The 25,489-nt window shown below is 71.6% G+C and carries 21 protein-coding genes; 9 read left to right on the forward strand and 12 right to left on the reverse strand.

All coding sequences use genetic code 11. The annotated features are described in order from the left end of the window. Positions 1–2: 2 nt before the first annotated feature. Positions 3–992 (forward strand): class A beta-lactamase, encoded by a 990-nt coding sequence (gene bla / locus WME85_RS25620; protein ID WP_437841939.1) that lies wholly within the window; start codon positions 3–5, stop codon positions 990–992. A gap of 134 nt (positions 993–1,126) precedes the next feature. Here the strand turns inward: bla and WME85_RS25625 are convergent, their stop codons facing one another. After that, complete coding sequence (locus WME85_RS25625; protein WP_437841941.1) at positions 1,127–2,020, reverse strand: SDR family oxidoreductase; 894 nt, start codon at positions 2,018–2,020, stop codon at positions 1,127–1,129. Between the two features lie 314 nt (positions 2,021–2,334). Here WME85_RS25625 and WME85_RS25630 point away from each other — a divergent pair, with 314 nt between their 5' ends. Together WME85_RS25630 and WME85_RS25635 are read left to right on the forward strand one after the other, a co-directional pair. Then, a complete protein-coding gene (locus tag WME85_RS25630) occupies positions 2,335–2,967 on the forward strand; it encodes a TetR family transcriptional regulator (protein WP_437841942.1) in 633 nt (210 codons plus the stop codon). A gap of 256 nt (positions 2,968–3,223) precedes the next feature. Continuing rightward, entirely contained in the window at positions 3,224–4,207 is a 984-nt protein-coding gene (locus tag WME85_RS25635; RefSeq protein WP_437841944.1) for a hypothetical protein, read from the forward strand. Between the two features lie 153 nt (positions 4,208–4,360). Here WME85_RS25635 and WME85_RS25640 read toward each other — a convergent pair whose 3' ends face one another. The 11 genes from WME85_RS25640 to WME85_RS25690 all read right to left on the reverse strand — a co-directional run bounded on the left by WME85_RS25640 (position 4,361) and on the right by WME85_RS25690 (position 17,945). Next, on the reverse strand, positions 4,361–4,918 hold the full coding sequence (locus tag WME85_RS25640; protein WP_437841946.1) for a hypothetical protein: 558 nt from the start codon (positions 4,916–4,918) through the stop codon (positions 4,361–4,363). 9 nt (positions 4,919–4,927) lie between these two features. Then, entirely contained in the window at positions 4,928–5,998 is a 1,071-nt protein-coding gene (locus tag WME85_RS25645; protein ID WP_437841948.1) for a lactonase family protein, read from the reverse strand. A 66-nt stretch (positions 5,999–6,064) separates the two neighbouring features. Further along, a complete protein-coding gene (locus WME85_RS25650; RefSeq protein WP_437841949.1) occupies positions 6,065–6,871 on the reverse strand; it encodes a CAP domain-containing protein in 807 nt (268 codons plus the stop codon). 742 nt (positions 6,872–7,613) lie between these two features. Then, positions 7,614–8,765: a LamG domain-containing protein gene (locus WME85_RS25655; protein WP_437841951.1), complete on the reverse strand. Its 1,152-nt coding sequence runs from the start codon at positions 8,763–8,765 to the stop codon at positions 7,614–7,616. 165 nt (positions 8,766–8,930) lie between these two features. Beyond that, the gene (locus tag WME85_RS25660; RefSeq protein ID WP_437841952.1) at positions 8,931–9,845 is read right to left on the reverse strand and encodes a hypothetical protein; all 915 of its coding nucleotides are present in this window, start codon (positions 9,843–9,845) and stop codon (positions 8,931–8,933) included. A gap of 102 nt (positions 9,846–9,947) precedes the next feature. Then, positions 9,948–10,964 carry a LamG domain-containing protein gene (locus WME85_RS25665; RefSeq protein ID WP_437841953.1) on the reverse strand — a complete coding sequence of 339 codons (1,017 nt, stop codon included), beginning with the start codon at positions 10,962–10,964 and terminating at the stop codon, positions 9,948–9,950. A 154-nt stretch (positions 10,965–11,118) separates the two neighbouring features. Beyond that, complete coding sequence (locus WME85_RS25670; RefSeq protein ID WP_437841954.1) at positions 11,119–12,453, reverse strand: arabinan endo-1,5-alpha-L-arabinosidase; 1,335 nt, start codon at positions 12,451–12,453, stop codon at positions 11,119–11,121. After that, positions 12,450–14,120 (reverse strand): serine/threonine-protein kinase, encoded by a 1,671-nt coding sequence (locus WME85_RS25675; protein ID WP_437841956.1) that lies wholly within the window; start codon positions 14,118–14,120, stop codon positions 12,450–12,452. Before WME85_RS25675 ends, WME85_RS25670 begins: the two co-directional genes overlap by 4 nt. Before the next feature lie 331 nt (positions 14,121–14,451). Then, positions 14,452–15,297: a 5-dehydro-4-deoxy-D-glucuronate isomerase gene (gene kduI, locus WME85_RS25680; RefSeq protein WP_437842357.1), complete on the reverse strand. Its 846-nt coding sequence runs from the start codon at positions 15,295–15,297 to the stop codon at positions 14,452–14,454. Positions 15,298–15,314: 17 nt separating this feature from the next. Then, on the reverse strand, positions 15,315–16,778 hold the full coding sequence (uxaC, locus tag WME85_RS25685; RefSeq protein ID WP_437841958.1) for a glucuronate isomerase: 1,464 nt from the start codon (positions 16,776–16,778) through the stop codon (positions 15,315–15,317). Between the two features lie 249 nt (positions 16,779–17,027). Further along, positions 17,028–17,945: a cation diffusion facilitator family transporter gene (locus WME85_RS25690; protein WP_437841960.1), complete on the reverse strand. Its 918-nt coding sequence runs from the start codon at positions 17,943–17,945 to the stop codon at positions 17,028–17,030. Between the two features lie 148 nt (positions 17,946–18,093). Here WME85_RS25690 and WME85_RS25695 point away from each other — a divergent pair, with 148 nt between their 5' ends. From WME85_RS25695 to WME85_RS25720, 6 genes are all read left to right on the forward strand, one after another. Then, complete coding sequence (locus WME85_RS25695) at positions 18,094–18,474, forward strand: sensory rhodopsin transducer (RefSeq protein ID WP_437841962.1); 381 nt, start codon at positions 18,094–18,096, stop codon at positions 18,472–18,474. Between the two features lie 700 nt (positions 18,475–19,174). Further along, the gene (locus WME85_RS25700; RefSeq protein ID WP_437841963.1) at positions 19,175–21,094 is read left to right on the forward strand and encodes a chloride channel protein; all 1,920 of its coding nucleotides are present in this window, start codon (positions 19,175–19,177) and stop codon (positions 21,092–21,094) included. 148 nt (positions 21,095–21,242) lie between these two features. Next, entirely contained in the window at positions 21,243–21,512 is a 270-nt protein-coding gene (locus WME85_RS25705; protein WP_437841965.1) for a hypothetical protein, read from the forward strand. 189 nt (positions 21,513–21,701) lie between these two features. After that, positions 21,702–22,328: a hypothetical protein gene (locus WME85_RS25710; protein ID WP_437841966.1), complete on the forward strand. Its 627-nt coding sequence runs from the start codon at positions 21,702–21,704 to the stop codon at positions 22,326–22,328. 254 nt (positions 22,329–22,582) lie between these two features. Then, a complete protein-coding gene (locus WME85_RS25715) occupies positions 22,583–24,370 on the forward strand; it encodes a thiamine pyrophosphate-requiring protein (RefSeq protein ID WP_437841967.1) in 1,788 nt (595 codons plus the stop codon). 2 nt (positions 24,371–24,372) lie between these two features. Beyond that, positions 24,373–25,479, forward strand: coding sequence for an enolase C-terminal domain-like protein (locus WME85_RS25720; protein ID WP_437841969.1), 1,107 nt, complete (start codon positions 24,373–24,375; stop codon positions 25,477–25,479). The last annotated feature ends 10 nt before the right edge of the window (positions 25,480–25,489 follow it).

Here is a 25,489-nt window from a genome sequence, read left to right on the forward strand (position 1 = left end):
GCATGAAAGAACTTCCGCCCTCGTCACGCCGCGGTTTCCTCGGTGGAGCCGCGTCTATCCTCCTCATCGGCTGCGGAGGGGCACAGCCGCCGCGGCCCACCGGCGCCACGGCGTCGAGCGCGAGCTCGGCGAGCGCCTCCCCGGCGGCCGCGACCGCTCCGACCACCTCGTCGCAAACAGCGTCACCCGGGCCGCAAGCGCAGGCCGCGGCGGCCCTCGCGCGCGTCGAGGCGCAGCTCGGCGGCCGCCTCGGCGTGGCCGCGCTCGACACGGCGACCGGCGCCCGCGTCGGTCACCGCGCCGCCGAGCGCTTCGCCATGTGCTCCACCTTCAAGGCGCTGCTCGCGGCGAGCATCCTCGCGCGGGTCGACCAGGGCCAGCTCACGCTGGACCGCCGCGTCACCTACCGCGCGTCCGATCTCCTCGAGCACGCGCCGGTCACGCGCGCTCGCCTCGCGGAGGGCGGCCTGACCGTCGAGGAGCTCTGCGCCGCGGCCGTCGAGGTCAGCGACAACACGGCCGCCAACCTCCTCCTCGCGCAGATCGGCGGCCCCGCCGGCCTCACCGCCTACCTCCGCGGCCTCGGCGACCAGGTGACGCGCCTCGATCGCAACGAGCCGGCCCTCAACACGGACATCCCCGACGATCCCCGCGACACGACGACCCCCGACGCCATGGTCGATACGAGTCGCGTCCTCCTGGTCGGCGATCGCGCCCTCCGGGAGGCTTCGCGGGCGCGCCTCGTGGGGTGGATGGTCCGGTCGACCACCGGCCTCGCCCGTCTCCGGGCGGGCCTGCCGAAAGACTGGGTCGTCGGCGACAAGACCGGGACGGGCGAGAACGGCGCCGCGAACGACGTCGCCGTCGCGTGGCCTCCGTCGCGCGCGCCGATCGTCATCGCGAGCTTCATCAAGGCGCCGTCGGCGAGCGCCGACGCGCGCAACGCCGCGCACGCCGAGGTCGGCCGGATCGTCGCCGAGGCCTTCGGCTGAGAGCCGGCGGTCCTCCGCAGGCGCGAAACGTCTCCGGTCTGAAGTCGAGGCTTTCGCGCCACACGATCAGAATGCGATCGATTCGTCATGTTGCCTCGAACGAGGTCGTCGATCATCACGTTCGTCATGAGCCCTCACGCGAAGTAGTGAGGCCCGTCGAGATCCGCGATCAGGCCCGGTAGCGTCGGTCGCCACTGCAGCTGTTCCTGCGTCTGCTTGCTCGACGCCGCCACGTTCATCGCCACGAAATGCGCGAAGAACGAGGTGAAGTGAGCGGCGGCCTCCTCCTGGCTCCTGGAGACGACGGGCACCTTCAAGCGTCGGCCGATGACCTCCGCGATCTGTCGGAACGGCACGCCCTCCTCCGCGACCGCGTGGTAGTAGCCCCCCCGCGTCGCCCGCTCGACCGCGAGGCGATAGACCTTCGCCGCGTCGAACCGATGCACGGCCGGCCATCGATTGAGCCCCTCGCCGACGTAGGCTGAGGCCCCTTGGTCGCGGGCGATCTTGATCAACATCGGAACGAAGCCGTGGTCACCTTCGCCGTGCGTCGACGGCGGGAGGCGGACGACGGAGACGTTCACCCCACGGTCGATCAGCGCGCGCACCGCCTCTTCGGTCGCTGCGCGCGGATTGGGGCTCGGCGAGAGTGGCATCGTCTGTTCGGTGACGACGCTTCCAGGGGGAAGCACGCCGATCGCCGACGTGACGATCAGCGGTCGCTCCGAGCGGGCGAGCGCCGAGCCGAGCGCATCGATCAGCTTCCGATCGTCCTCGCAGCTCGCCTTGAACTTCGAGAAGTCATGATTGAAGCCGGTGTGAATGACGGCGTCGGCCTCGGAGACGCCGCGCTCCAGGCTCTCCGCCCTCTCGAGGTCCCCGCGGTACACGACGGCGCCGGCGTCGGCGATGACCTTCGCCGCCGAGTCCGAACGAGCAAGCCCCACGACGTCGTGGCCAGCCGAGATGAGCTCGCGAACGACCGCGGACCCGACGAACCCAGAGGCTCCTGTAATGAAGATACGCACGATTCCTTCTCCTTGTCTGGTTGTCTGTGCTTCAGTTTCCCGGTTCATCCGAGTTCGACGGCGCCCCGCGTGTCCACGCCGGGCGCGGGCTTCGCGACGCGAATTGCAGTGGGTGGCACGTCGGGTACGGCGGCGGCATCGCGCTCGATGTCGTCGGCGCGAAGGCGCCGGAGCGCAGCATCGATCGCAGGGGCGCGAGCGGGGTGGTAGTCGGGTGGTCCTGTAGGTCTCCGGCTGGGGTCAGCGCGTCCTTGCGCCTGAGTAGGAATACGACTAATTCGTCAGGTTCGCGATTCGCATTGGGTCCGCCCGCCATGCCCGACCGACGAAGTCCCCAGATTTCCTCAAGAAAACAGCCCAAGCAGGCTCGCTCGACCGGACTCGTCGCCGCGGTTCTGGAGGCCGCAGTTCAGGTTCTGGCGAAGGAAGGAGCGCAGCGCTTCACCATGGCGCGGGTGGCCGAGAAGGCTGGCGTCAGCGTCGGGTCGCTCTATCAGTACTTCCCGAACAAGGCGGCGCTCCTGTTCCGGCTCCAGAGCGACGAATGGCGGGACACGACCGAGTTGCTGCGCGTCATCCTCGAGGACGTCGAGAGACCTCCGCTTGAACGACTGCGCACCCTGGTCCACGCCTTCATCCGCTCCGAATGTGAGGAGGCCGAGGCGCGCGTGGCCCTCAATGACGCCGCCCCGCTCTATCGCGATGCGCCCGAGGCACAGGAGGCGAGGGCGTCGGGAGACCGCACGATCCAGTTCTTCATGCAGGAGGCGCTACCCAACGTATCCGAGGAGACGCGTGCTCTGGCCGGCGACATGATCACATCGACGCTGAGCACGGTGGGGAAGCACTTCTCGGAGAGTCCTCGAACCCCCGAAGAGATCGAGGCCTACGCCAACGCCATGGCCGACATGTTTTGCGCCTACCTGAGAGACATCGAGGCTGGCTGAGGTCGCCGCCCTCGTCGGCTCGAGGAGCTCCGGGAGGGAGCGCTCACTCACGTCGTCGTCCAGACCTTGGCACGCTCGAGGCGGATAGGTGGGGCGAAGTGAGCGCGCTCGACCGCCGCTGCGCCCGACGCCCACCTCGGCGCGTCGCGATCCTGCCGTGACCACCGCCTCGCGCCTCGCCCGGGCCGACCGGGACCTCGCGGCCGGCGAAGCGGCGGCGGTTTCGAGGTAAGCTTCCGCGGTCGGCAGCGTATTCGTGAAGCAGACGCGTTCTTCCTCGCTGAACCTCATGAACACCACGCCTTCTTCTCTTCGGCGCCTCCGCGCCAGGCTCTGCGCTGCCGCCGCCGTGGCGGCGCTCCTCGCGGCTGCGCCCGAAGCCCGCGCGCAGCTCTGCTGGGGCACCAACTGCCCTCCACCCAGGCCCGCGCAGGGCAGCGCCGGGGGCAACGCGGGTGGCAACGCCGGCGCCGGCGCTCAGGGCGGCACACGGGGCACGGTGGTGTGGGATCCCTGGACGGGTAAATGGATCCCCCAGGTGGTCATCCAGGGCCAGGCCGGCGCCGGCGCCCAGGGCCAGGCGAGCGGCCACGCCCAGGGTCAGATCCCGCCGCCCCCGCCGCCGCCGTCCCCCCCGCCGCCGCCTCCCATCCAGCCCGCGCCGACCCCGGCCCCGACTCCGCGTTACTCCGGCGGCGGCGGCGAAATCTGGACTTACCGGTTCCGCCCGTACCTCGGCGTGGGCGGGTGCATCGGCTTCCAGCTGGGCATTGCCGATGAAGAGGTCCGCTTCCTCCAGTGCGCGCGCGTGCGCCTCCAGCCCTGGCCCTACGTCGGCTTCGGCGTGGATGGCACCTATACCCTCGGCGCCGACGACGAAATGAGCTCCGGGCAGCCGTTACCGCCGGAGCTCGAGGCGTACCGCCACGAGTTTTACGCGTGGCCCTACCTCTCGATCCACCCGTTCGGCTCGCGGATGTCGCCCTACGTGCGCCTCGGCGCGAACATCGGCACCGCCATCCTGCTCGGCGAGGGCTGGAGCGAAGACCGCTCGTACCTCGGCGGCCACGCGGGGCTCGGCTTCGACGCGACCATGACGAAGCACGGGATCGTCACCATGGACATCCTCGGTTTCCGCGTGACGCGCCTCGACGACCTGCCCCGCCCGGACGGCCGCGAGGGCCGCGGCGGCTGGGGGATGCAGATGCGCCTGACGGTCAGCTACGCGTTTCTACTGTGATCGGCGCTCCCGGTCGCGGGAGCACGAGGGCGCCACGCTTCACGACTCCATCGACCGCCGAACGCGTGCGCGCCGCCGCGCGGCATGACCGAGGGCGGCGCGCATCCATTCCCTGACCTCGTCAGCCCGGCATTTGAGCCTGGTTGACTGCTGCTACCGCCACCGGAACAGGGTCCACCAGCTTCGCTTGGGCTTTGCGGCGGCGCGTGGAGCGCCGCCATCACCACCGCTCCCGGCGCCCTCCCCGTGGAGCGAATAGCCCCGCTCCACGATGGCGCCGCTCACCATCGTCATGAAGAGCATCCGCAGGGACTCCTCCTGTTCGAGCGGCGCGACGAAGCCGAAACCGAACAGAAGCAGGTCGCCGTAGGCCTCGCAAAGGAACAGCTCGTACACCGCCCCGGGGGCGAGCTTCGTGCACTCCTCCAATCGGTGCTGCTCGAACGCCATGCCCTGCCAGCTCGTGCTCTCGCGGAGGTGACGCAACGGTGCCTTACCCTTCACGAACCCGTCGACGTGCCGCCGTCGCTCCTCCTCGTCCCGCCCCCGCCCGACGATGACGTAGAAGTCGAAGCTCACCCCGACGATGGCGACGGCGTTGTACCCGAAGAAGCCGGGCTTCTCGCGGACGTCACCCTGCTCGTACCAGAACTCGGGCAGCCGAAGGCGGTAGGATCCAACGTGAACGACCTCCGGCTCAATCAGGGTCATGCGCTCCAATCAGGGGAAGCTCAGGATCTCCACCCAGTGGGGGCCGCGGCCAACCGGGCACGCCTTCAAGGGCGTGAGCCGGCCACTCGCGCGGTCGATCGCGTGCACGCGCACCGCATGCGAGAGCTGCCCGGCGGCGACGAGCCAGCGGCCGCTGGGGTCGATCCGGAAGCCGCGCGGCTGCTGCTCCGTGGGCGCGTGCGAGACCAGGCTGAGGCGGCCGGTCTGCGCATCGACGCTGAAGCCGGCCAGCGTGCTGGACGTGCGCTCCGAGGTGTAGAGAAAGCGGCCGTCGGGCGTGAGGTGCACGTCGGCCGCCCAGGGCTTGCCAGAGAAGCCCTCGGGCAGCGTGGAGAGGCGCTGCGCCGGCGCCAGCGTCCCGCGCTCGGCGTCGAAGGCCAGGACGTCGACGCTCGCGTCCAGCTCGTTGAGCAGGTAGACGAAGCGCCCGTCGGGAGCGAACACGAGGTGGCGCGGGCCGGCCTGAGGACGCACCGGCAGCGTCGGCGGATCGTTGGGCGTGAGCCGGCCGGTGGCCGCGTCGAAGCGCCACTGCACCACCACATCCGAGCCGAGGGCGCTGACGAAGACGTAGCGGTTCGACGGATCCACCAGCGTGGCATGCGCGTGGCGGCCGGGGAGCAACACCACCGCTGGCTCGCCCACCGCGCCGTCGCTGCCGAGCGGGCTGATGCTTGTCTTGTGACCGCCGTAGGAGGCGCCGAAGAGGTGGCGACCGCTGCGATCGGTGATGAGGTGCGACATCCTGTCGGGCAGCGGCGCCGTCGACAGCGGCTTCAGCCGCCCGCTCGCCGCGTCGAGCGCGAAGCTCTGCGCCGCGTGGGGCTCGGTGCGCAGCGCGACGTAGAGGAAGCGCCGGTCCGGCGAGACCGCCAGCGGGCCGGCCTGGCCTTCGACGCTGACGGTCTGTACGGGCGCCAGCGACCCGTCGGCGGGGTCCAGGCGCAGCACCGAGATCTCGCAGCTCTCGGCGTTGGAGACGTAGACGTAGGTGGCAGCTTGGGTCATCGCGGCGAAGAGGGTGGAGGCCAGCGCCAGTATCCACCATCGGGCCGGCATCGCGCCACAGATCCCGCGCCGCGCCCGAACGCTCGCGGTCCCGAGCTGAAGGGCAACGAGAATCCTCTACTCGCAGTCGACGAACACGACGTCGTAGGCGATGGTCGCCGAGATCCCCGAGACGCTCACGGAGTAGGTTTGGCCAGCCTCAGGGTCCCAACCGTTCGGCACGATGCGGATGCCGTTCGTGGAGCCGTAGCGCCCCTGGAGCGGCCCCACGTCGACGGCCAGAGGGGCTCCGCCGTTCGTGATCGTGACCTCGGCGTCCTCGAGCTCGATGTCCTCGCTCTGGATCGACCAGCCGGTCTCGCCGAGTGAGCTCCAGCGGTCGCCATACGCCTGCATCGGGAACACCCCGGGCGGAGGCCAGGCCGTCCACTCCTTCCCGGCGCGCCCCGTCCCTCCGGTGTTCTGCATGCAGGAGGCGCCGTTCTTCCCGGTAGAGCCGAGGCCGATCGGACCGAGATCGTTCGAAAGGATGATGCGACGGTGGCCGAAGGTCGACTCGTTCCCGGGGTCGATCAAATAGCCCAGGACGCTCTCGACGCCGGGGCCACTCGAGATGTTGCTCGTTCTCGCGCCGTCCGCGCCTGTCTTCGAGTAGCACTTCCAGCTCTCCGGCGGCTCGTGCGACAGCGAATCGTTCGCGGCCATCATGAGCGCGCAGGCCTGGGCCTGAGCGTCGCGGGTGGGCTCGGTCACGACCGGGGGCAAGTCCGCCAGCCAGCGGTACAGGTTGAAGAGCCGGAGCGCATTCGCTCGACCGTCGGCAGAGATGTCTCCCGGGTCGCACTCGGGATCCAACGAGCCGCTCCACGTGCCTTCGCTCATGTCGGCGGTGTCGGCGTTGAAGCGCGCGCAGGTGCCTTCCACCGAGCGATCGCCCGTCTCGGGCTCCGACCCTCCCGACCCCCCCGATGCCGTGCCTGCCGATCCGCCGCCCCCTGCTCCGGTGCTGACGGCTGACGACCCTCCCGTAGAAACGCCGCCAGCTCCTCCGGCGCTCGAGGCGCCCGAGCCTGCATCCGCACCACCGCCGCTCGCGGCCGCTCCACCCGTCCCTCCCGGACCGCCGGCTGGCGGCGAGCCGCCCGACGACCCTGGCGTGCCAGGATCGGCATCTTCGCTGCTGCAGGCCGCGGCGGCCGCGACGAGGAGCGCCGTCGCTGCGACGAGTCGAAAGCGAGGGAAAGCCGTCTCCATGGTGGAGAAAGGAAATCCAAACATCTCGGAGACGTCAAGCCCCAATCGGCGCCCCCCGCTTCCACGGCAGATCGGCGACGGCAGCGGACCAGGGTGACACGCGTCGCAATGGAGACGGAGGAATCCGTGGGCGAACACGCCGCACGTGAGGTAGTCACGAAAGGCTTGCTCGACGTAGCGAGGCAGAGCGCGCTCGTAGCTCTCACGGGCGTGGGCGCGGAATGCTTCGAGGTGCTCGCGCACGATCGCGTGGAGGACCGTCTCCGTCGGCCGGCGCGGAGCGTGGTCGTGCTCGGGCGAGCCCGTTCCCGGCGCCGCGTTGCTCCCTGCCATGGGGCGGGCGACTTGGCGATCACCGTGCCACAAGCCGCCTTCGTGATTTCGAATGGCTACAGCGCGGCCCGGACCGCGCTCACGGCGCGGCCAGGGCTGCGATCTCGTCGGCCGAGAGGGCGCGATCGTAGATCCGGAAGTCGTCGATGGTGCCCTTGAGCAACGCATCCGGGAACTGCGACTTGCCGATGTAGTTGCTCGCCGTGGGCGCGAGCTGGGACGGCTTCACGTCGTGTGGAGGAGCCGGAGTGGTCGACGCGACGGAGATACCATCGACCCAGATCCGGTACGTGCCGCTCGCGATCGTCACGGCCACATGCTTCCAGACGTCGACGGGCAGCGGGTTCGGGACCGTCACGATCGCCTCGTGCATGTTCTCGTACACCGAGAAGCGCAGGGCCCCGGTGGCGTCGGACGGCGTGAGATACATGAACCCGTTGCCACCGAAATCGAAGATGCGAGACCAGATGTCGATGCTGCTCAGCCTGACCCAGGTCGCGATGGTGAGATCGTCGAGGGAGTCCGTGAGCCCGTCGGGGAGATCGACGTACGGGTCAGCGCCCTGCAGGCTGAGCGCGCCGCCGTTTCGCCCGGTGGTCGTCCATCCGGCGCTCCCGACGAGCGTGGCGTCATGCCCGTTCCCCGACGCGTCGTGGGCCACGAGGCCGGCCTCCTCGTCGAACGTATAGTGAACGACGAGCGTCGAATCCGGCCCGGCGCCGCCAGTGCCGCCCGCGCCGCCGCTGCCGGTCGCGCCGCCGCTGCCGGTCGCGCCGCCGCTGCCGCCCTCGCCGCCGCTGCCGGTCGCGCCGCCGCTGCCGCCTGCACCGCCGCTGCCGCCGGCACCACCGCTACCGCCGCTGCCGGTCGCGCCGCCGCTGCCGCCTGCACCACCGCTACCGCCGCTGCCGGTCGCGCCGCCGCTGCCGCCTGCACCACCGCTACCACCGCTGCCGGTCGCGCCGCCGCTACCGCCCTCCCCGCCGCCACCGGTCGCGCCGCCGCTACCGCCCTCCCCGCCGCCGCCGGTCGCGCCGCCGCTGCCGCCCTCCCCGCCGCTGCCGCTGCCGCTGCTCGTCGCGCTGCCGCTGCCGCTCGTGGATGACCCCTCACCCGACGTCGCCGCGCTGCCGCCGCTCCCCGGGTTCTCCTCGGTGTCCGAGCCGCATCCGCTGCCGACTGTTCCGAGCACGAGTGCCGCGAGCAGCGCAGCCCCGAGACTACCCGACAAGATCGATGCCTCTCTCATAGCATCCTCCAATGAACGCGGATTCGTCGAGCATCGGGGAACGGTCCGACGATGCTCGATCTGGTTGTGGAGCTGAGCAGGTCGCGCCGGCGAGGGCGACCATCGAATCAAAAGAAATCCAGCGCCGGTTCCGGAGATGAAACCAGCTCACATGCCGCGGAACAAGACGGTTCCATACACACCGGTCCGGCTCGGCTCCACGGACACGACGACCGGCCTCTCCTTCGTGGGGCGGAGCAGGTACGTGAGCGCGGCGCCCACGAACGCCGCGGCGCCTACACCCAGAGAGATGTCGGCTATCAGGTACTTCGTGCGCACACCGGCCAGATCGCTGTCGCTGCACCTCGGCCTGCACGTTTGCTCCAGGTCGTCCTGCTCGGACCGGCCCACCATCCCCCACACAGCAAAGCTCGCCGCGCCCGCGACCCCCACGCCCGCCAGCACATAGGTCAGCGCCGGCACCGGACGGTAGGTCTCCGTGGCGGGGGGAGCCTGAGGCTTCGGGTCCGGGGCGTCCGCGAGGGGCTCGAGCGCGACGCTCAGCTGCAAGAAGCGCTGCCCCTCGAAGAGGATGAGCTCTCGGGACACGGGCCTGTACCCGTCGTGCTCGACACGGTACGTGTGCTTCCCTGGATCGAGCCTGAGCGGCGCGCCGCTCGATGAGAGCTCGACCGGCTGGCCGTCGACCAGGATTCGCGAGTCGACGACCTGCTCGCCGCCGCTCGTCACGTTGAAGACGACCGACGGCGTCACCTGCTCGAGCTCGTCGAGCCACGCGCCGCAATCGCGGAGGACCGGCGCCGGGCACTCCGACCGCGCGCAGCCCTTCAGCGCGCGGCCCGCCTCGATCAGCTGGTGGTTCTTCCGGAGCTTCTGCACCTCGGCGTGGGCCGCGACACACTGCGCTACCGCCGACTCCGCCCCCTGCTCCGGCGCCGCGGGCTCGTCCGCCAGGGCCGCGCTCGACCAGAGCGACGTCGCCACGAGCGCGAGCACCGCGCCCACGCCACGCCCCGCCCCGGAAGGCCTCCCCCATCGCAGCATGTCAGTCTCCCCAGCCATCACGACGAGCTCCTCTCGTGTCCTGCAGACTCGCACCAGACAGCCTGTCGAGCAAGATTCCGGCGGTCCGCCGGGCGCAGCGAGCGCGGCCCGCTGCCCCGCTCACATCGCCGCGAGGGCCGCCACCTCGGCCGCCGAGAGCGCGCGGTCGTAGATCCTGAAGTCGTCCACGCTCCCCTTGAGATAGGGATCCGACGGGAACTGAGAGCGACCGATGAAGTTCTGGGTGGTGTTCCCCAGCTCCGAGGGCCGGGTGCTTATGCCGTCGCTGCTCGCCACCTCCACTCCGTCGACGTAAATCGAAGAGCGGCTCGGGTTGAAGCCCACCGTCACCGCGACGTGCTTCCACACCTGGATCGGCATGGTCCAGTTCTGGGTATACTCCTCGACGCCCGCGGGGGAGTTCACCGAGAAGCGCAGGCCCGGCGGCTCCGCCGCCTTCGGGCACAGGTAGATCCACGCGACTTCTCCGGATCCGAAATCGAAAATCCGCTGCCACAGCAGCTGCCGGTCGAGCGAGATCCACAGGGACACCGTGATCTCGTTGAGCGTCTGCAAGATCCCAGGCGGGAGATCCACGTATTGCGCGTCCCCCGAGAGGGACAGCGCATTTCCGATGTGCCCCGGCCCCCACGTTCCACCGAGAACGCTCGCCTCATGCGACGCGTCGCCGGTGGCGTCCGCCGCGGTGTCTCCCTCGGTCTCGTCGAACGTGTAGTGCAGGAAGAGCCCCCTCTCGAGCTCGACCAGGGGGCCGCCTCCCGCGCCTCCGGCGCCCCCCGCGCCTCCAGCACCGCCGTCACCGCCGGCACCGCCAGCGCCGTTCTCGCCTCCGGCACCCCCGGCGCCCCCGACACCGCCCTCGCCTCCGATACCTCCGGTGCCCCCGCCGCCATCGCCCCCCGCACCCCCGGCGCCAGCGCCGCCTCCCGAGCTGCTGGTGCTCTCGCTGGAGCTCTGCGTCGCCGAGCCGCCTCCGCCGCCCGTGTTCTCTTCCTGGAGATAGGAGAGGCTTTCGAGCGAGCATGCCCCGAGGAAAAGGGGAGCGAGCGTCAGGAGCGCGCGCGCCGCCGGACGAAGTGCCGCAGGGCCGGCCAGCATCCTTCCATGACCTGGCATGTTCATGTCACCTCTCACCAAGATTGACGTGTCTCCCGACCGAGAGCGATGCAGCCGTCGTGACTCGAGGACCACGGCCGCCACCGGAGTAGTATAGGGGAAAGAGCCGGGTTCCCGCATCGAACCGGCGCATGGGCCACCTCCGCATGCTGGCTCACGGCCCGCCGGACTCCGGCCAGCCGCCGGTGTCCCAGCTCAGCTCGGCGATGCGCAGGACCGACATGCCGTCCGCGTCGGCGTCGTAGGAATGGTAGATGTTGTACCAGGACTCACCAGCTCGGATCAAGCCGTTGCTCCCGGGCCCACGCCACCTCGCGCTGCTGGTCAGCACGCGCGAGCCGCCGCCGTCGAGCATGCGGTTTCCCAGCCTGTCCACGTAAGGGCCGGCGAGCGCCTGGGACCGACCGACCATGATCTTGTACGTGCTGCTCGCGCCGGTGCAGCAGGTGTCGAACGAGGCAAACAGGTAATAATGTTCGCCTCGCCTCACGATGAACGGCGCCTCGATCGCCGTGCTCGGCCGTGAGGCGATCGACGTGAGCGTCCCGGCGACGGGAGCGCCTGCGAGGGTGAGCTGCATGAGCTTGAGCCCCGACCAGAAGCTCCCGAAGACGAGCCAGGGCGTGCCCCGCTCGTCGATCACGACGTTCGGGTCGATGGCATTGTAATCGGTGCCCTCGCTGCAGACGACGGCGCCGTGATCCAGCCAGCGGCTCTCCGGGGCCTGGAGCGAGTCCCTTGTCGCGTGACCGATGCAGGAGCGGTTCGTCCCGAAGAACGACGCCGCGTAATACAGATGATAGAGCCCGCCCCAGAAGGAGATGTCCGGCGCCCAGAGCGCGTCGACGTCCCCCACCGCGCTCGCGACCCATTCGGGTGTGGCGCTGAACACGGAGCCGGCGAGGCTCCAGTGCACGAGGTCCGCCGAGGTCCGGATCGCGATGCCGGGGCCGGTGGAGAAGACGTGATACAGCTCCCCCGCCCGGACGATCGACGGGTCGTGCACGCCCTGGATGTCTCCGCTGAGGGCGAGCGCGGCCGGAAGTCGGTCCGTCTCGATAGAGGGACCGCCGCCGCTCCCTGCTCCGCCGGTGCCCGCAGCGGCCCCCATTCCGCCGGTGCCCTCAGCGGCCCCCGTTCCGCCGGTGCCCGCAGCGCTCTCCATTCCGCCGGTGCCCGCAGCGCTCCCCATTCCGCCGGTGCCCGCAGCGCTCCCCATTCCGCCGGTGCCCGCAGCGCTCCCCATTCCGCCGGTGCCCGCGCCCCCGGCACCCGCGGAGGTCCCCGCTCCTCCGGAGCCCGCGGCAGCGCCCTCGCCCCCACCGCCCTTACCGCCCTCCCAGGGACCGCTCGACACGCTCGCCGCCACCGGCCTGCCGTCGCCGCCCTGCGCCCCGGTGTCTCCGCCTGTCCCGCAACCGCTCATCACGGTCAGGGCCAGCGCGGAGAGCGCCCCCGTGCTCGAGGCCGTGTCGACTCGCGATCTCACATGCACTCGACCTTGAAGCGCTTGATGCCCTCGGCGTCGATGGTGTACGGCGGGTCGCATCGCGCGCTCGGCGGGCTCGCCGGCGCGGCGGGCGTGGGCTCGGGCGCCGGGGCCGGCGCCGAGGGCACGGCCGCCCCGCCCCCGGCCGCCGCGCCCGGCTTCGCCGCCGCCGCGCCCGGCTTCGCCGCCGCCGCTCCCGGCTTCGCCGCCGCCGTGCCCGGCCTCGCCGCCGGCGCGCCCGGCTTCGCCGGCGGCTCGGCCTGCCCCGCCGATGGCGGCTCGGCCTGCCCCGCCGATGGCGGAGCGGCCGCCGCGACGACCACGGAGCCCGGCGGCGGAACCGCCCCCTCGCCCGGCGGTGGCGCCGCACTCTCGGGCGCAGGCGCAGCGGCGGGCGCCGCCGGCAGGGGCGACGGCTGCGCCACCGCAGCCGAGGCAGCAGCGACCTCGGACGAGCGCTCGGAGCGCGACGAACGGGCGATGGCGCCCAGCACGAGGCCGCAGCCGATCGCCAGCACGGCCACGATGACGAGCGAGCGGAAAGCCCCCTTCACCCACGGGCGCGGCGCCGGCCCTTGCACGCCCGTGCTCCGCGACGCCGAGTCCGTCGTCGTGGTGTAGCCGGCGGGCGCGAGCGATTGCGGCATCTGCGGCGGCGGCGGCAACACAGCGTCGGCCGGCACGGACGAGCGCGCCATGGACGCCCGGCGCTTCATCTCACGGCCGATGATGCGCCTCGTCTCCGCGCGGACCTCCTCGAACTCGCGCGCGACGAACCTGCCGATGTCGCGGCTCGTCACGGGCGTCATCCCGCCGATGAACGCCTCGAGCTCGGCCTCGAGCTCGAGCGCCGTGGCGTGGCGAGCCTCCGGCGCGAACGACAGGGCCTTCAGGATGATGCGCTCGAGCTCCTCGGGCACGTCGGGGTTGGCCTCGCGCGGCCTCCGGATGTTCCCGTTCAAGACGTGGTTCATGATGGCGACGTCGGCCATCCCCTTCCACATCCGCTCGCCGGTCGCGGCCTCCCAGAGCATGACCCCCACCGCATAGAGATCCGCGCGCCGATCGATGCGGTTGCCCTCGATCTGCTCGGCCGGCATGTATCCGATCTTGCCCTTGATCACCCCCGTCGCCGTCTCGACCCCACCGCCCAGGAGCTTGGCGATCCCGAAATCGATGAGCTTGACGTGGCCATCGTAGGTCACGAACACGTTGTGCGGCGAGACGTCGCGGTGCACGACGTCGAGCGGCTCGCCATCGAAGCCGGTGAGCTCGTGCGCGTAATGGAGGGCGCGGAGCACGTCGACGATGATCCGGAGGTGCATCTCCAGCGGGAGCTTCGTGCGCGCCCGCGACCGGATCGCCGAGAGCGGCTGGCCCTCGAGGTACTCCAGCACGATGGCGGCCCCCCGGGGCGTCTGGACGATCGCGCTCGTCTGGACGATGTTCGCGTGGTTCAAGCGCGCGGAGAACCGCGCCTCGTTGATGAACATCTCCCGCATCTCGGGGTTGTCCAGCAGGTCGGGCCTGAGAAACTTCAGGACGACGAGCTTGTCCACGCCCTCCGCGCCGCTCTGCACGGCGAGGAAGACCTGCGCGGTCCCTCCCCGCCCGAGCTCGAGCAGGAGGTGGTGCCCCGCCTCGGGCGCGGCGCTGGACCTATCCACGTTCATCTCCCCGATGATGGCACGAAGAAAACGGCCGAGACCAGACGGATTCAGCGGGATCGCGCGCCGTGCGAGCCGTCGACCGTGCGCTGCTGCTTCATTCCACCTCCCCAGTGGAAGCGCGGGTGCGATGGTGTCGCAGCGACGTCCCGCCAGCAGGGCATACGCCCGAGCCCCGGCGTGCCCCGCATCGCGCGCACGCCGGGGCACGCGCGATCCGCGGCGTGAATTGACTTACAAAAGACAGTTTACAAAGCGACGCCGCGATCGATCCCCTCGCTCGCGGCCGCCGAGCGCGCGGCGCCTCCCGGATCCGGGCTGCGCCCGGGTCCTACTTCAGCTGGCAGACATCGAGGACGTTCATGTCGGTATAGTCGACGTTCTCCCCGCCCATGGTCCAGATGAAGCCGTAGTTCGAGGTGCCCGCGCCCATGTGGATGGACCACGGCGGCGAGATCACCGCCTCGCCGTCGCCGACCACGATGTGGCGCATGGAGTCGGGCTGGCCCATGAAGTGGAACACGCGGTTGTCGCCCGCCAGGTCGAAGTAGAGGTAGACCTCCGAGCGGCGATCGTGCAGGTGCGGCGGCATGGTGTTCCAGACGCTGCCCGGCTTCAGGAACGTCACGCCCAGGAGCAGCTGCGCCGACTGGCAGACGCCCGGGATGATGTACTGGTAAATGGTCCGCTCGTTGGACTGCTCGGGCGAGCCGCGCTCCAGCGGATTGGCCTGGTCGATGGAGATCTTCTTCAACGGGAAGGCCGTGTGGGCCGGCAGGCTGGCCAGGTAGAACCTCGCCGGCGACGCGGCGTCGGCGCTGTCGAACGCCACGTCCGTCGCGCCCATGGGCACGTAGAGGCCGTCGCGGGGCTTCAGGTCGTGGGCCTGGCCGTCGACGGTCACGCGGCCGGCGCCGCCGACGTTGACGATGCCGAGCTCGCGGCGCTCGAGGAACGGGCGGCCCTTGGAGCCCTTCGGCTCGGTCTGGACCGGCAGCTTCAGGGTCTCCTTCGCGGGCGTCGCGCCGCCGATGACGAACCGCTCGTTGTGGCTGTAGTTCAGGTTGATCTGGCCGGGAACGAAGAGGCCCTGCACCAGATAGCGGTCGCGGAGCGCCTGGTTGTCCGCGCCCTTCATCATGTCCGGATGCGTGGCCTGGTAGGTCTTGTTGAACATGCTGTGTCGTTCCGTCGTCAAGGGGAGTGCTCTCGGGCGCCGGGGGCTGGCCTCCCGGGCTGGCTGCGATCCAGCCGGTAAGCCTGCCTGGGCAGGTTGTACGTGAGATCGACGAGGAGGTCTCTGGCGTCTTCCTCGTCCAGGCGGTGCTCGACGACGAGCCGGGCGAGGAAGCCCGCGTCCACCCGGCGGGCGACGTCATGGCGGGCCGGGATGGACAGGAAGGCCCGCGTGTCGTCGTTGAAGCCCACCGTGTTGTAGAAGCCGGCGGTCTCGGTGGTCTGCTCGCGGAAGCGGCGCATGCCCTCGGGGCTGTCGTGGAACCACCAGGCCGGGCCCAGCTTCAGGATCGGGTAATGGCCGGCGAGCGGGGCGAGCTCGCGCGCGTACGCGCTCTCGTCGAGCGTGAACACGATGAGGCCGAGGTCGCGCTCGTTGCCGTACCTGTCCAGGAGCGGCTTGAGCGCCCGCACGTAATCGGTGGGCGTGGGGATGTCGGCGCCCTTGTCGCGGCCGAAGCGCGCGTGGAGCCAGGCGTTGTGGTTGCGGAACGAGCCCGGGTGGAGCTGCATGACGAGGCCGTCGTCGAGGCTCATCCTCGCCATCTCGGTGAGCATCTGGGCGCGGAAGAGCTCGGCCTGCTCGGGCGTGGCCTTGCCGGAGACGACGACCTGGAACAGCGCCTCTGCCTCGGCGGCCGTCAGGTCGGCGGTCCGGGCCGTGGGGTGGCCGTGGTCGGTGGAGGTGGCGCCCGCTTCCTTGAAGGCCGCGCGCCGGACGCGGTGCGCCTCCAGGTAGCCGCGCCAGGTGGTCACGTCCTCGCCCGACAGCGTGGCGAAGCGCTCCAGGGCGCCGGCGAAGTCCTCGTGCTCGGCGTCGATCACGGGGTCCGGGCGGTAGGCGGTGATCACCCGGCCGCCCCAGCCGCTGGCGCGGATGGCGCGGTGGTGCTCGAGCGTGTCCGACGGGCTCTCGGTGGTGGCGAGCGCCTCGATATTGAACCGCTCGAAGAGCGCCCTCGGCCGGAACGCGTCCGTCGCGAGCTTCGCGTTGATCGTGTCGAAGTAGAGGTCCGCTGTCGCGGGCGAGAGCGCCACGTCGAGGCCGAACACGTTCACGAAGACGTGGGTCAGCCACAGGGACGACGGCGTGCCGCGGAAGAGCTTCCCGTGGGCGGCGAAGGTGCGCCACGCCTGCCGCGGGTCGGCGCTCGATCGCCCCGAGCGAGACGGCACGCCGAGGCTCTCCAGGCGCACGCCCTGCGAGTAGAGCATCCGGTAGAGGTAGTGGTCGGGCGCGAGCAGCAGCTCGGTGGCGTTGGGGAACGGCGCGTCGCCGGCGAACCACGCCGGATCGGTGTGGCCGTGCGGGCTGATGATCGGCAGCCCCTTCACCTCGGCGTACAGGCGGCGCGCGATGGCGCGCGTCCCGGCGTCGGCCGGGAAAAGCCGGTCCTCGTGCAGCGTCAGCGGCCTGGGCATCTGTCTTCCGCGTCCTGCCTGCACGCCGCGAGCCAGCGCCATGCGGCGCGCCGGACCCGCGAGGCGAGGCGCCTCACGGAACCGGAGCACTGGAAATCTCTGCTCCCGGCATATGAAATCCGGGGTGATCTGTCAACCGCGGTGAGCGCGGGTTGACAGTCGCGGTTGACAGACCCGGACCCGGGGGCACGGGAGACCCTTGAAATGGCGAGGATGGCGGGGGCCGCGGGCGACCTCCTCACGGACGCGTCACGCCGTCGCGCGCTGGTGGAGCGAACTGGCCTCGACGTAGATGTGCTTCACGTCGGGTCGCTCGCTCCGTATCCGGGTCTCGATGCGCTCGATCGCCTCCGCCACCCCGGAGGCCGTGAGCGCGGGGTCGAACTCGATGCGCAGCACCACCAGGACCTCGTGCGGACCGAAGTGCATCGTCAGGGGCCGCCCCACCGCCGACACGCCAGGATCTGCCCTGGCGAGCGCGCGGATCGCGGCGAGGAGCTCCCTGTCCGCGCTCTCCCCCACGAGGAGTCCGCGGCTCTGGCTGGCGAGGAAGACCGCGACCGCGACGAGCACGAGGCCGATACCGATCGACGCCGCGCCGTCGAGGTAGGGGTTTCCCAGGCGGTGCCCGAGCCAGACGCCGAGGAAGGCGATGGCGAGCCCGGCGAGCGCCGCGGAGTCCTCCAGGACGATCGTGAACGTCGTCGGGTCCTTGCTGGACCGCATCGCCGCGAGGTAGCCCTGTCCGTCCTTCTTCTTGAACTCGTGGATCGAGATGGCGAGCGAAGTCCCCTCGAAGACGGCCGCGGCGCCGAGGACAACGAAGTTCCACGTCGGATCCTCGATCGGGCGCGGGTGCAAGAGGTGCAAGATCCCTTCGTAGATCGAGACGCCGCCGCCCGCGGCGAAGATCATGATGGCGACGATCAGCGTCCAGAAATAGAGCTCCTTGCCGTGGCCGAACGGATGATCGGCGTCGGGCGGGCGGGCGCTCCGGTGCTTGCCGAGCAGCAGGAGGAGCCCGTCTGCGGTGTCGACGAGGGAGTGCACGCCCTCGGAGAGCATCGCCGAGCTGCCGGTCACGGCGGCGGCGATGAACTTGACCGCCGCGATCGCCACGTTGGCGCCGATGGCGCCGTAGATCGCGATCCTCGATTCTTTCTCCATGCTCCGCCGATCCTTCCAGGGATGCGCAGGTCGCGCCAGGGGACGCCCTGCCGTCGTGCAGGAGAGCCGCGCCGGCACGGCGGTTGCGTGGACGCGGCCGTCGCCGGAGGAGTGCGCAGGGATGATGGGGAGCCGGGATGGAGGGCGCATGAACAAGCTGATCGGGCGGACGCGCTGGGCAATCGCAGAGGGCTACATCCCAGGCCGGAGCAACGGACCTGAGCCGCAGATGACGAGCCATGAGACGGCTTGCCTGTTGAATGCATCGGACCGGGACGCGCAGGTCGCCATCACCGTCTACTTCAGCGACCGCGCCCCCGCCGGGCCTTACCGGGTGACCGTTCCAGCGAGGCGCACCCGGCACGTGCGGTTCAACGATCTGACCGACCCCGAGCCGATCCCGCGCGATACGGACTATGCCAGCGTGATCGAATCGGACGTCCCCATCGTCGTGCAGCACACCCGGCTCGACTCGCGTCAGGCGGAGAACGCGCTGATCAGCACGATCGCCTACACGGACCGGGAGTGACGATCGCCGGCAGAGGCGAGCATTGCTGTGGATGCATGGCGTGTCTCTCCCTGTGCAGATTCTCAGCCCCGGCTGTGCCCTCTGTGCCTCTCTGTGGTTCATTGCGTCTCGAGGTCTCCGATTGCGAGCGCGGGCCCGTGGCCTCCCCTGCTTCCGGCGGCCCCCTCCTCCGCCGCTCGCCTCCCCGCCTCCGGCGCTGTCGTCCCCGGCTCGCCGCGCTCATTCCCCGCCTCGCTCCGCCTCGTCCCCGCCTCCGCCGTCTCGCTCCCCACCTCGCCGGCCTCATCCCCCGGCTCGCTCGTCGCACCCCCCGCCTCGCCCCACGCACCCCCCGCGGGGCACGCGCCTGCCGAGCCGGGGACGGCCCCCGCCGCCCCGGGGCTCTCGGCCGCCGCCCGGGGCTGGCCGCCGCCGTCTCCCGGCGACCTGGCGCCCGTGCCGGGGCCTCCTCGCCACGACCGCGGTGCCCTTCCCCAGGACCCCGGCGCGCGCGCTGCGCCCTGCATGCGCTGCACCAGCGGCCCGGCGCGCGCTCGGCCGCGAGGCTCCTCACCGGATGTGCTGGACGGCCACGAGGGACGCGCGCCTGCTGGGCGCGGACATGGCGACGTGACGGGTCCGTCAGGGCTGTGTGCTCAGCGTGCACCGGACTGCCTCAGCCCCGTTGCGCCCGCACCCGGACGCGATCATGACGAGCGCCATGTCGGAACCAGTTCCAGCAGCTCGCGCCGGCGTGGTGCGACGGCGGCGCCCGTTCTCCGCGTTCATGTCGGAGATCGCACCCCTCGATCTCCGCCTCGTCGGGCGCACGATCCTGCATGCCGTGCTCGTCGGGGCCATCGCGGGCCTGGTGGCGGTGCTCTTCTTCGGCGCCCTCGAGCTCGTCGAGGAGCTGCTCCTCGGCCGCCTCGCCGGCTACGCGCGGCTTCGGGCCCACGGCGAGGCGATCTTCGGCGGCGACAGCGCCGAGCACCGGAGCGTCCGGCTCTGGCTGCTGCTGGTGATCCCGGCGCTCGGAGCGCTGGCCGGGGGCATCCTCACCTGGCGCCTCGCCCCCGAGGCCGCGGGCGGCGGCGGAGACGCGATGATCCAGGCCTTCCACCACCACGGCGGCCGGATGCGCAAGCGGGTCGCATGGGTCAAGGCGCTCGCGTCGGTCCTCACGCTCGGCTCGGGCGGCGCCGGCGGTCGCGAGGGGCCGACCATGCAGGTCGGCGGAGCGCTCGGCTCGCTCGTCGGGCGCGGGCTCTCGGTCGGCCGGCGCGAGCATCGCATCCTGATGCTCGCCGGGGTCGCGGCCGGCATGGCCGCCATCTTCCGCACGCCGCTCGGCGCCGCCCTGTTCGCCACCGAGGTGCTCTACCGCGACGACTTCGAGGCGGAGGCGCTGATCCCGGCGCTGCTCGCCAGCGTGGTCTCCTACTCGGTCTTCATCTCGTTCTACGGCGAGTCGACGCTCTTCGCGCACGCGCCCAAGTATGCGTTCATCCCGTCGCACCTCCCGCTCTACGCGCTGCTCGCGCTGCTCCTGGCCTTCGTCGCGATCGGCTTCCTGAAGTGCCTCGGCGGCGTGAAGGCGCTCGCGGCGCGCCTGCCGGTCCCCCCCTGGGCGCGCCCGGGGCTCGGCGGGCTCGCGCTGGGCCTCTTCTGCGTGCCCGTCCTCTGGTTCGTCGGCCGCAGGATCGAGAGCCCCGGGCAAGGGCTCGGGCTGCTCGGCGGCGGGTACGGCGCCGTCCAGGTCGCCATCACCGGCGCGCCGTGGCTCCACCCAGGCTGGCGCGGCGTGGAGCTGCTGCTCCTGCTCTGCGCCGCCAAGATCGTCGCCTCGTCGCTCACGCTCGGCAGCGGCGGGTGCGCCGGCGACTTCGCGCCGTCGCTCGTCATCGGCGGGCTCTTCGGCGGCGCGTTCGGGCGCGCGGCGGCGCTCCTCCTCGACGATCCGCGGATCGATCCGGGCGCCTTCGCGCTGGTGGGCATGGGCACCTTCTACGGCGGCATCGCGCACGTGCCGGTGAGCTCCCTCGTGATGGTCTGCGAGCTCGCCGGCAGCTACGACCTCCTGGTGCCGCTGATGCTCGCCGAGGGCGTCGCCTTCGTCGCGCTGCGGAAGCACTCGCTCTACCACGCGCAGCTCCCCACGCAGCGCGAGTCTCCCGCGCACCCGGTGCCGACGCTCGACGTGCTCAAGACGATCGGCGTGCGGCGGATCATGAACGAGGGGCGCGCGCTCGTGACGTTCGTGCCGGGGACGCCGGCCCGCGAGATGCTCCGGCAAGCGGCCGACGCGAGCTGGCAGGAGGTGTTCCCGGTGCTCGATACGTCGCGCAAGATGGTCGGCATGATCACGGCCGAGTCGCTCCGGATCATCGCGGTGGAGCATGACCTCGAGCGGGTGACCGTGGCCGCCGACGCGATGCAGCCGCCGGTGGCCGTGACGGCCGCCGACGATCTGCGGACGGCGACCGAGGCGATGGTGGCGCACGGCGTCCGCGAGCTCCCCGTCGTCGACGGCGAGGGCGCGATCGTCGGGTTCGTGGACGAGGCCGACATCGGAAAGGCCTACCTGGAGGCGACGACGAGGCGCGCTCGCGCAGACGAGACACCGGTCGTGCTCGGCTGAGCTTCGGGTGCAGGAGCCGCCGCGCCCGCCCAGACGCCGGGCGAGAGCGCGCCCGCGTCGCTGGCAGTCCTCACGGGCTGTGTCTCGGCGGCCCATGACAGGGACGCGGACGGCTCGGGGCGCGCGCCGCGAGGACGCGCACGGACTCATGATCAAGGACGCGAGCTCCGCTGCGACGACCGCGCCGAGCACCGCCATGAACGCCCCCCTCGACAACCTGTGGGCGCCCGTGCCCAGGGACTCCGGCGCGCACGGCCCGTTCGACCGGCGCGCCGAGGCCTCGAGCCTGGAGCTCTGGCTCGACATCCACCGCTGGTCGCTCGGTGCCGCTGCGCTGTGCGCGGCGGCCCTTGCCGGGGCCGCCGCGCACAGCGCAGCGGCCCAGCGCGGCACCCCCTGGCGGCGCCTCCTCGCGTGAGCCCGGCGCAGCACGTGCAAGTCGGCACGTGCAAGTCGGAGCGCGCGTGAGCCCGACGAGGCCTCACCGCAGGACGGGGGAATCATGCAGATGCAGACACCAGGACCCGAGGAACGTGAACGGTTTGCACAGCCGGAGAGCCCGACATCGCCGCTGTCGGGCGCGCGACGCAGACCAGAGGAGGAGAAGGTGACGCCAAAGGTCGTGCTCGGCGGCTCGCTCGCCGAGGTGCTGTGCGGCGCGGCGACGATCGTCCTCGCCATCATCGGGCTGACGGGGATCATGGCCGGAGAGCTCACCTCGGTCGCCACGATCGTCTTCGGCGCCGCGCTGATCGCGCAGGGCGGCGCGATCGCCTCGCGCTTCGGCGCGCTGACCCGCGCCGCGCCGGCCGTCGAGTGGGACACGCGCACCGAGCTCGGCGGCGGTATGGGCGCGGAGCTCGTCTGCGGCGCGGCCGGGGTCGTGCTCGGCATCCTCGCGCTCCTCGGCATCGCCCCCGTGACGCTGACCTCGATCGCGGTGATCGTCTTCGGCGGCGCGCTGCTGCTCGGCGGCGGCGCGACGGCGGACCTCGGCGCGCTCGACACGCACGGCGCGCACCAGCACCTCGCCCACCTCGCCCGTCAGGCGTCGATGGCCGCCGCCGGCCTGCAGTCGCTCGTCGGCGCCGGCGCGGTCGTGCTCGGCATCCTCGCGCTGGTCGGCATCTATACGATGGTGCTCACGTTCGTCGCCCTCCTCGCGCTGGGGTCGGTCGTCGTCGTGAGCGGAAGCGCCGTCTCGGGACGGGCGGCCGCGGCGCTCCGGCGCTGAGCCGGGCAGCGCTCGCCTCACCAGGCACCTCACCCCACCACGCGCTGGGCGACATCCTCGATGTCCGACGCGATGCGCGCGGCGATCGGCAGCGGGCTGCGGGGCAGCGCCGACCGCCCGCGCGCGCAGCGGCCGCTCGCACGCGCAGCCGTGGCACGTACCGCGCACGCAGCGCGCGGCGCGGCGAGGCGGCACGGATGTCGCACGCCGCGCGGGGCGAGCTCACGTTCCGAAGCTCGCGGGGGGGAAGACTCATGGCCCAGACCGTCGGCGAGTTCCTGCTGAGGCGCCTGGTCGCGTGGGGCGTCCGGCGCGTCTATGCCTATCCGGGCGACGGCATCAACGGCATCGTGGGCGCGTTCCACCGTGTTCCGGACCTCCGGTTCATCCAGGTGCGGCACGAGGAGATGGGCGCGTTCATGGCGTGCGCCCACGCGAAGTTCACCGGCGAGGTCGGCGTGTGCCTGGCGACCTCGGGCCCCGGCGCGATCCACCTGCTGAACGGGCTCTACGACGCGAAGCTGGACCACCAGCCGGTCGTGGCCATCGTCGGCCAGCAGGACCGCGCCGCGCTCGGCGGGCACTATCAGCAGGAGGTCGATCTCGTCACGCTCTTCAAGGACGTCGCGCACGAATATGTGCAGATGGCGTCCTCGCCCGCGCAGATCCGGCACCTCATCGACCGCGCGATGCGCATCGCGCGGGCGGAGCGCACGGTCACGTGCGTGATCGTCCCGAAGGACGTCCAGGAGCTGGACGCTGTCGAGGAGCCCCCGCACAAGCACGGCACCGTGCACAGCGGCCTCGGGTACTCCTCGCCGCGCGTGGTGCCCAGAGAGGAGGACCTGAGGCGTGCGGCCGACGTGCTCAACGCCGGCAAGCGGGTCGCCATGCTCATCGGCCAGGGCGCCCTCCGCGCCGCGCCGGAGGTCGCGCGCGTGGCCGAGCTCCTCGGGTGCGGCGTCGCCAAGGCGCTGCTCGGCAAGGCGGCGCTCCCGGACGACCTGCCCTGGGTCACCGGCGCGATCGGCCTGCTCGGCACCAAGCCGAGCTGGGAGATGATGGTCAACTGCGACACCCTCTTCATGGTCGGCTCGAGCTTCCCCTACCCGGAGTTCCTGCCGGAAGAGGGCCAGGCGCGCGGCGTCCAGATCGACATCGACGGCCGGATGCTCGGCCTGCGTTACCCGATGGAGGTCAACCTGATCGGCGACAGCGCCGAGACGCTGCGGGCGCTCATCCCCTACCTCAAGCTCAAGACCGACCGCTCGTGGCGGCGCAAGCTCGAGGAGAGCGTGGCCGACTGGTGGAAGGTGCTCGAGGCGCGGGCGATGAACGACGCCGACCCGCTCAACCCGCAGCGGGTCTACTGGGAGCTGTCGCCGCGGCTGCCCGACCGGTGCATCCTGACCGCCGACTCCGGCTCGTCGGCGAACTGGTACGCGCGCGACATCAAGATCCGCGAGGGGATGATGGCGTCGCTCTCGGGGACGCTGGCGACGATGGGCCCTGGGATGCCGTACGCGGTCGCGGCCAAGTTCGCCTACCCCGACCGCCCGGTCGTCGCGCTGGTCGGCGACGGCGCGATGCAGATGAACGGCATCAACGTGCTCGTCACCGTGGCCAAGTACTGGCGCGAGTGGAAGGACCCGCGCCTCGTGGTGCTCGTGCTCAACAACCGCGACCTGAACCAGGTCACCTGGGAGCTGCGCGTGATGAGCGGCGACCCCAAGCTCGAGGCCTCCCAGACGCTGCCGGACTTCCCGTACGCGGCCTACGCCGAGGCGCTCGGCCTCTCGGGCGTGCGGATCGACCGCCCGGACCAGGTCGCGCGCACCTGGGACGAGGCCTTCCGGGTCGACCGGCCGGTCGTGGTCGAGGCGGTCACCGACCCGGAGGTCCCGCCGCTGCCGCCCCACATCACGGTGAAGCAGGCGCGGATGCTCACGACGGCGCTGCTCCGGGGGGACCCGGGCGGGCGCGGGATCGTCCGCCAGGCGTACCGCGACATGATCGAGAGCTGGATCCCGCACCGGGGCTGACGATGGTCGACGAGGCGCTCCGCGCGGCGGTCCCGATCGAGCGCATCGAGGCGGCCGCGTACACCATCCCGACCGATCGGCCGGAGTCGGACGGCACGCTCGAGTGGCGCGAGACGACGCTCGTCGTCGTGCACGCGTCCGCCGGAGGGGAGCGCGGGCTCGGCTATACCTACGCCGACGTCGCGACGGCGCGGGTCGTGGCCGACAGGCTCGCCGGCGTCGTGCGCGGGCGCGACGCGATGGCGGTCCCCGGCGCCTGGGCCGCGATGGTGCGCAGCATCCGCAACCTCGGCCGGCCCGGGATCGCGCAGATGGCGATCGCCGCGGTGGACGCGGCGCTGTGGGACCTGAAGGCCCGCCTGCTCGCCTTGCCGCTCGCCGCGCTGCTCGGCATGGCGCGCGACCGCGCGCCCATCTACGGCAGCGGCGGGTTCACGTCGTACACCGAGGCCGAGCTCGCCGAGCAGCTCGGCGGCTGGGTCGCCGCGGGCATCCCGCGCGTGAAGATGAAGGTGGGGCGCGACCCCGCGGCGGACCTCGCGCGCGTGCGCGCGGCGCGCCGCGCCGTCGGCCCGGACGCCGCGCTGTTCGTCGACGCCAACGGCGCCTACGCGCGCAAGCAGGCGCTCGCCTTGGCCGAGCGGTTCGCCGGCGAGGGCGTCCGCTGGTTCGAGGAGCCCGTGAGCTCGGACGATCTCGACGGGCTGCGGCTCCTGCGCGACCGGGCGCCCGCCGGCATGGACGTCGCGGCGGGCGAGTACGGCTACGATCTCTTCTACTTCCGCCGCATGCTCGACGCCGGCGCCGTCGACGTCCTGCAGGCGGACGCGAGCCGCTGCGGGATCACCGGGTTCCTGGCCGCCGCGGCGCTGTGCGAGGCGCGCTCGCTCGACCTGTCGGGCCACTGCGCGCCGTCGCTGCACCTGCACCCCGCGTGCGCGGCGCAGCGGCTCGCGCACCTCGAGTTCTTCCACGACCACGTCCGCATCGAGCGGATGCTCTTCGACGGCGCGGCGGCGCCGGCCGGCGGCGCGCTCGCCCCGGACCTGTCGCGCCCCGGGATGGGCCTTGAGCTCCGGCGCGCGGACGCCGAGCGCTTCGCGGTGTGAGGGGGGAATC

Source organism: Sorangium sp. So ce1153 (assembly GCF_051521595.1).
In the GTDB taxonomy this organism is placed as follows: Bacteria; Myxococcota_A; Polyangia; order Polyangiales; family Polyangiaceae; genus Sorangium.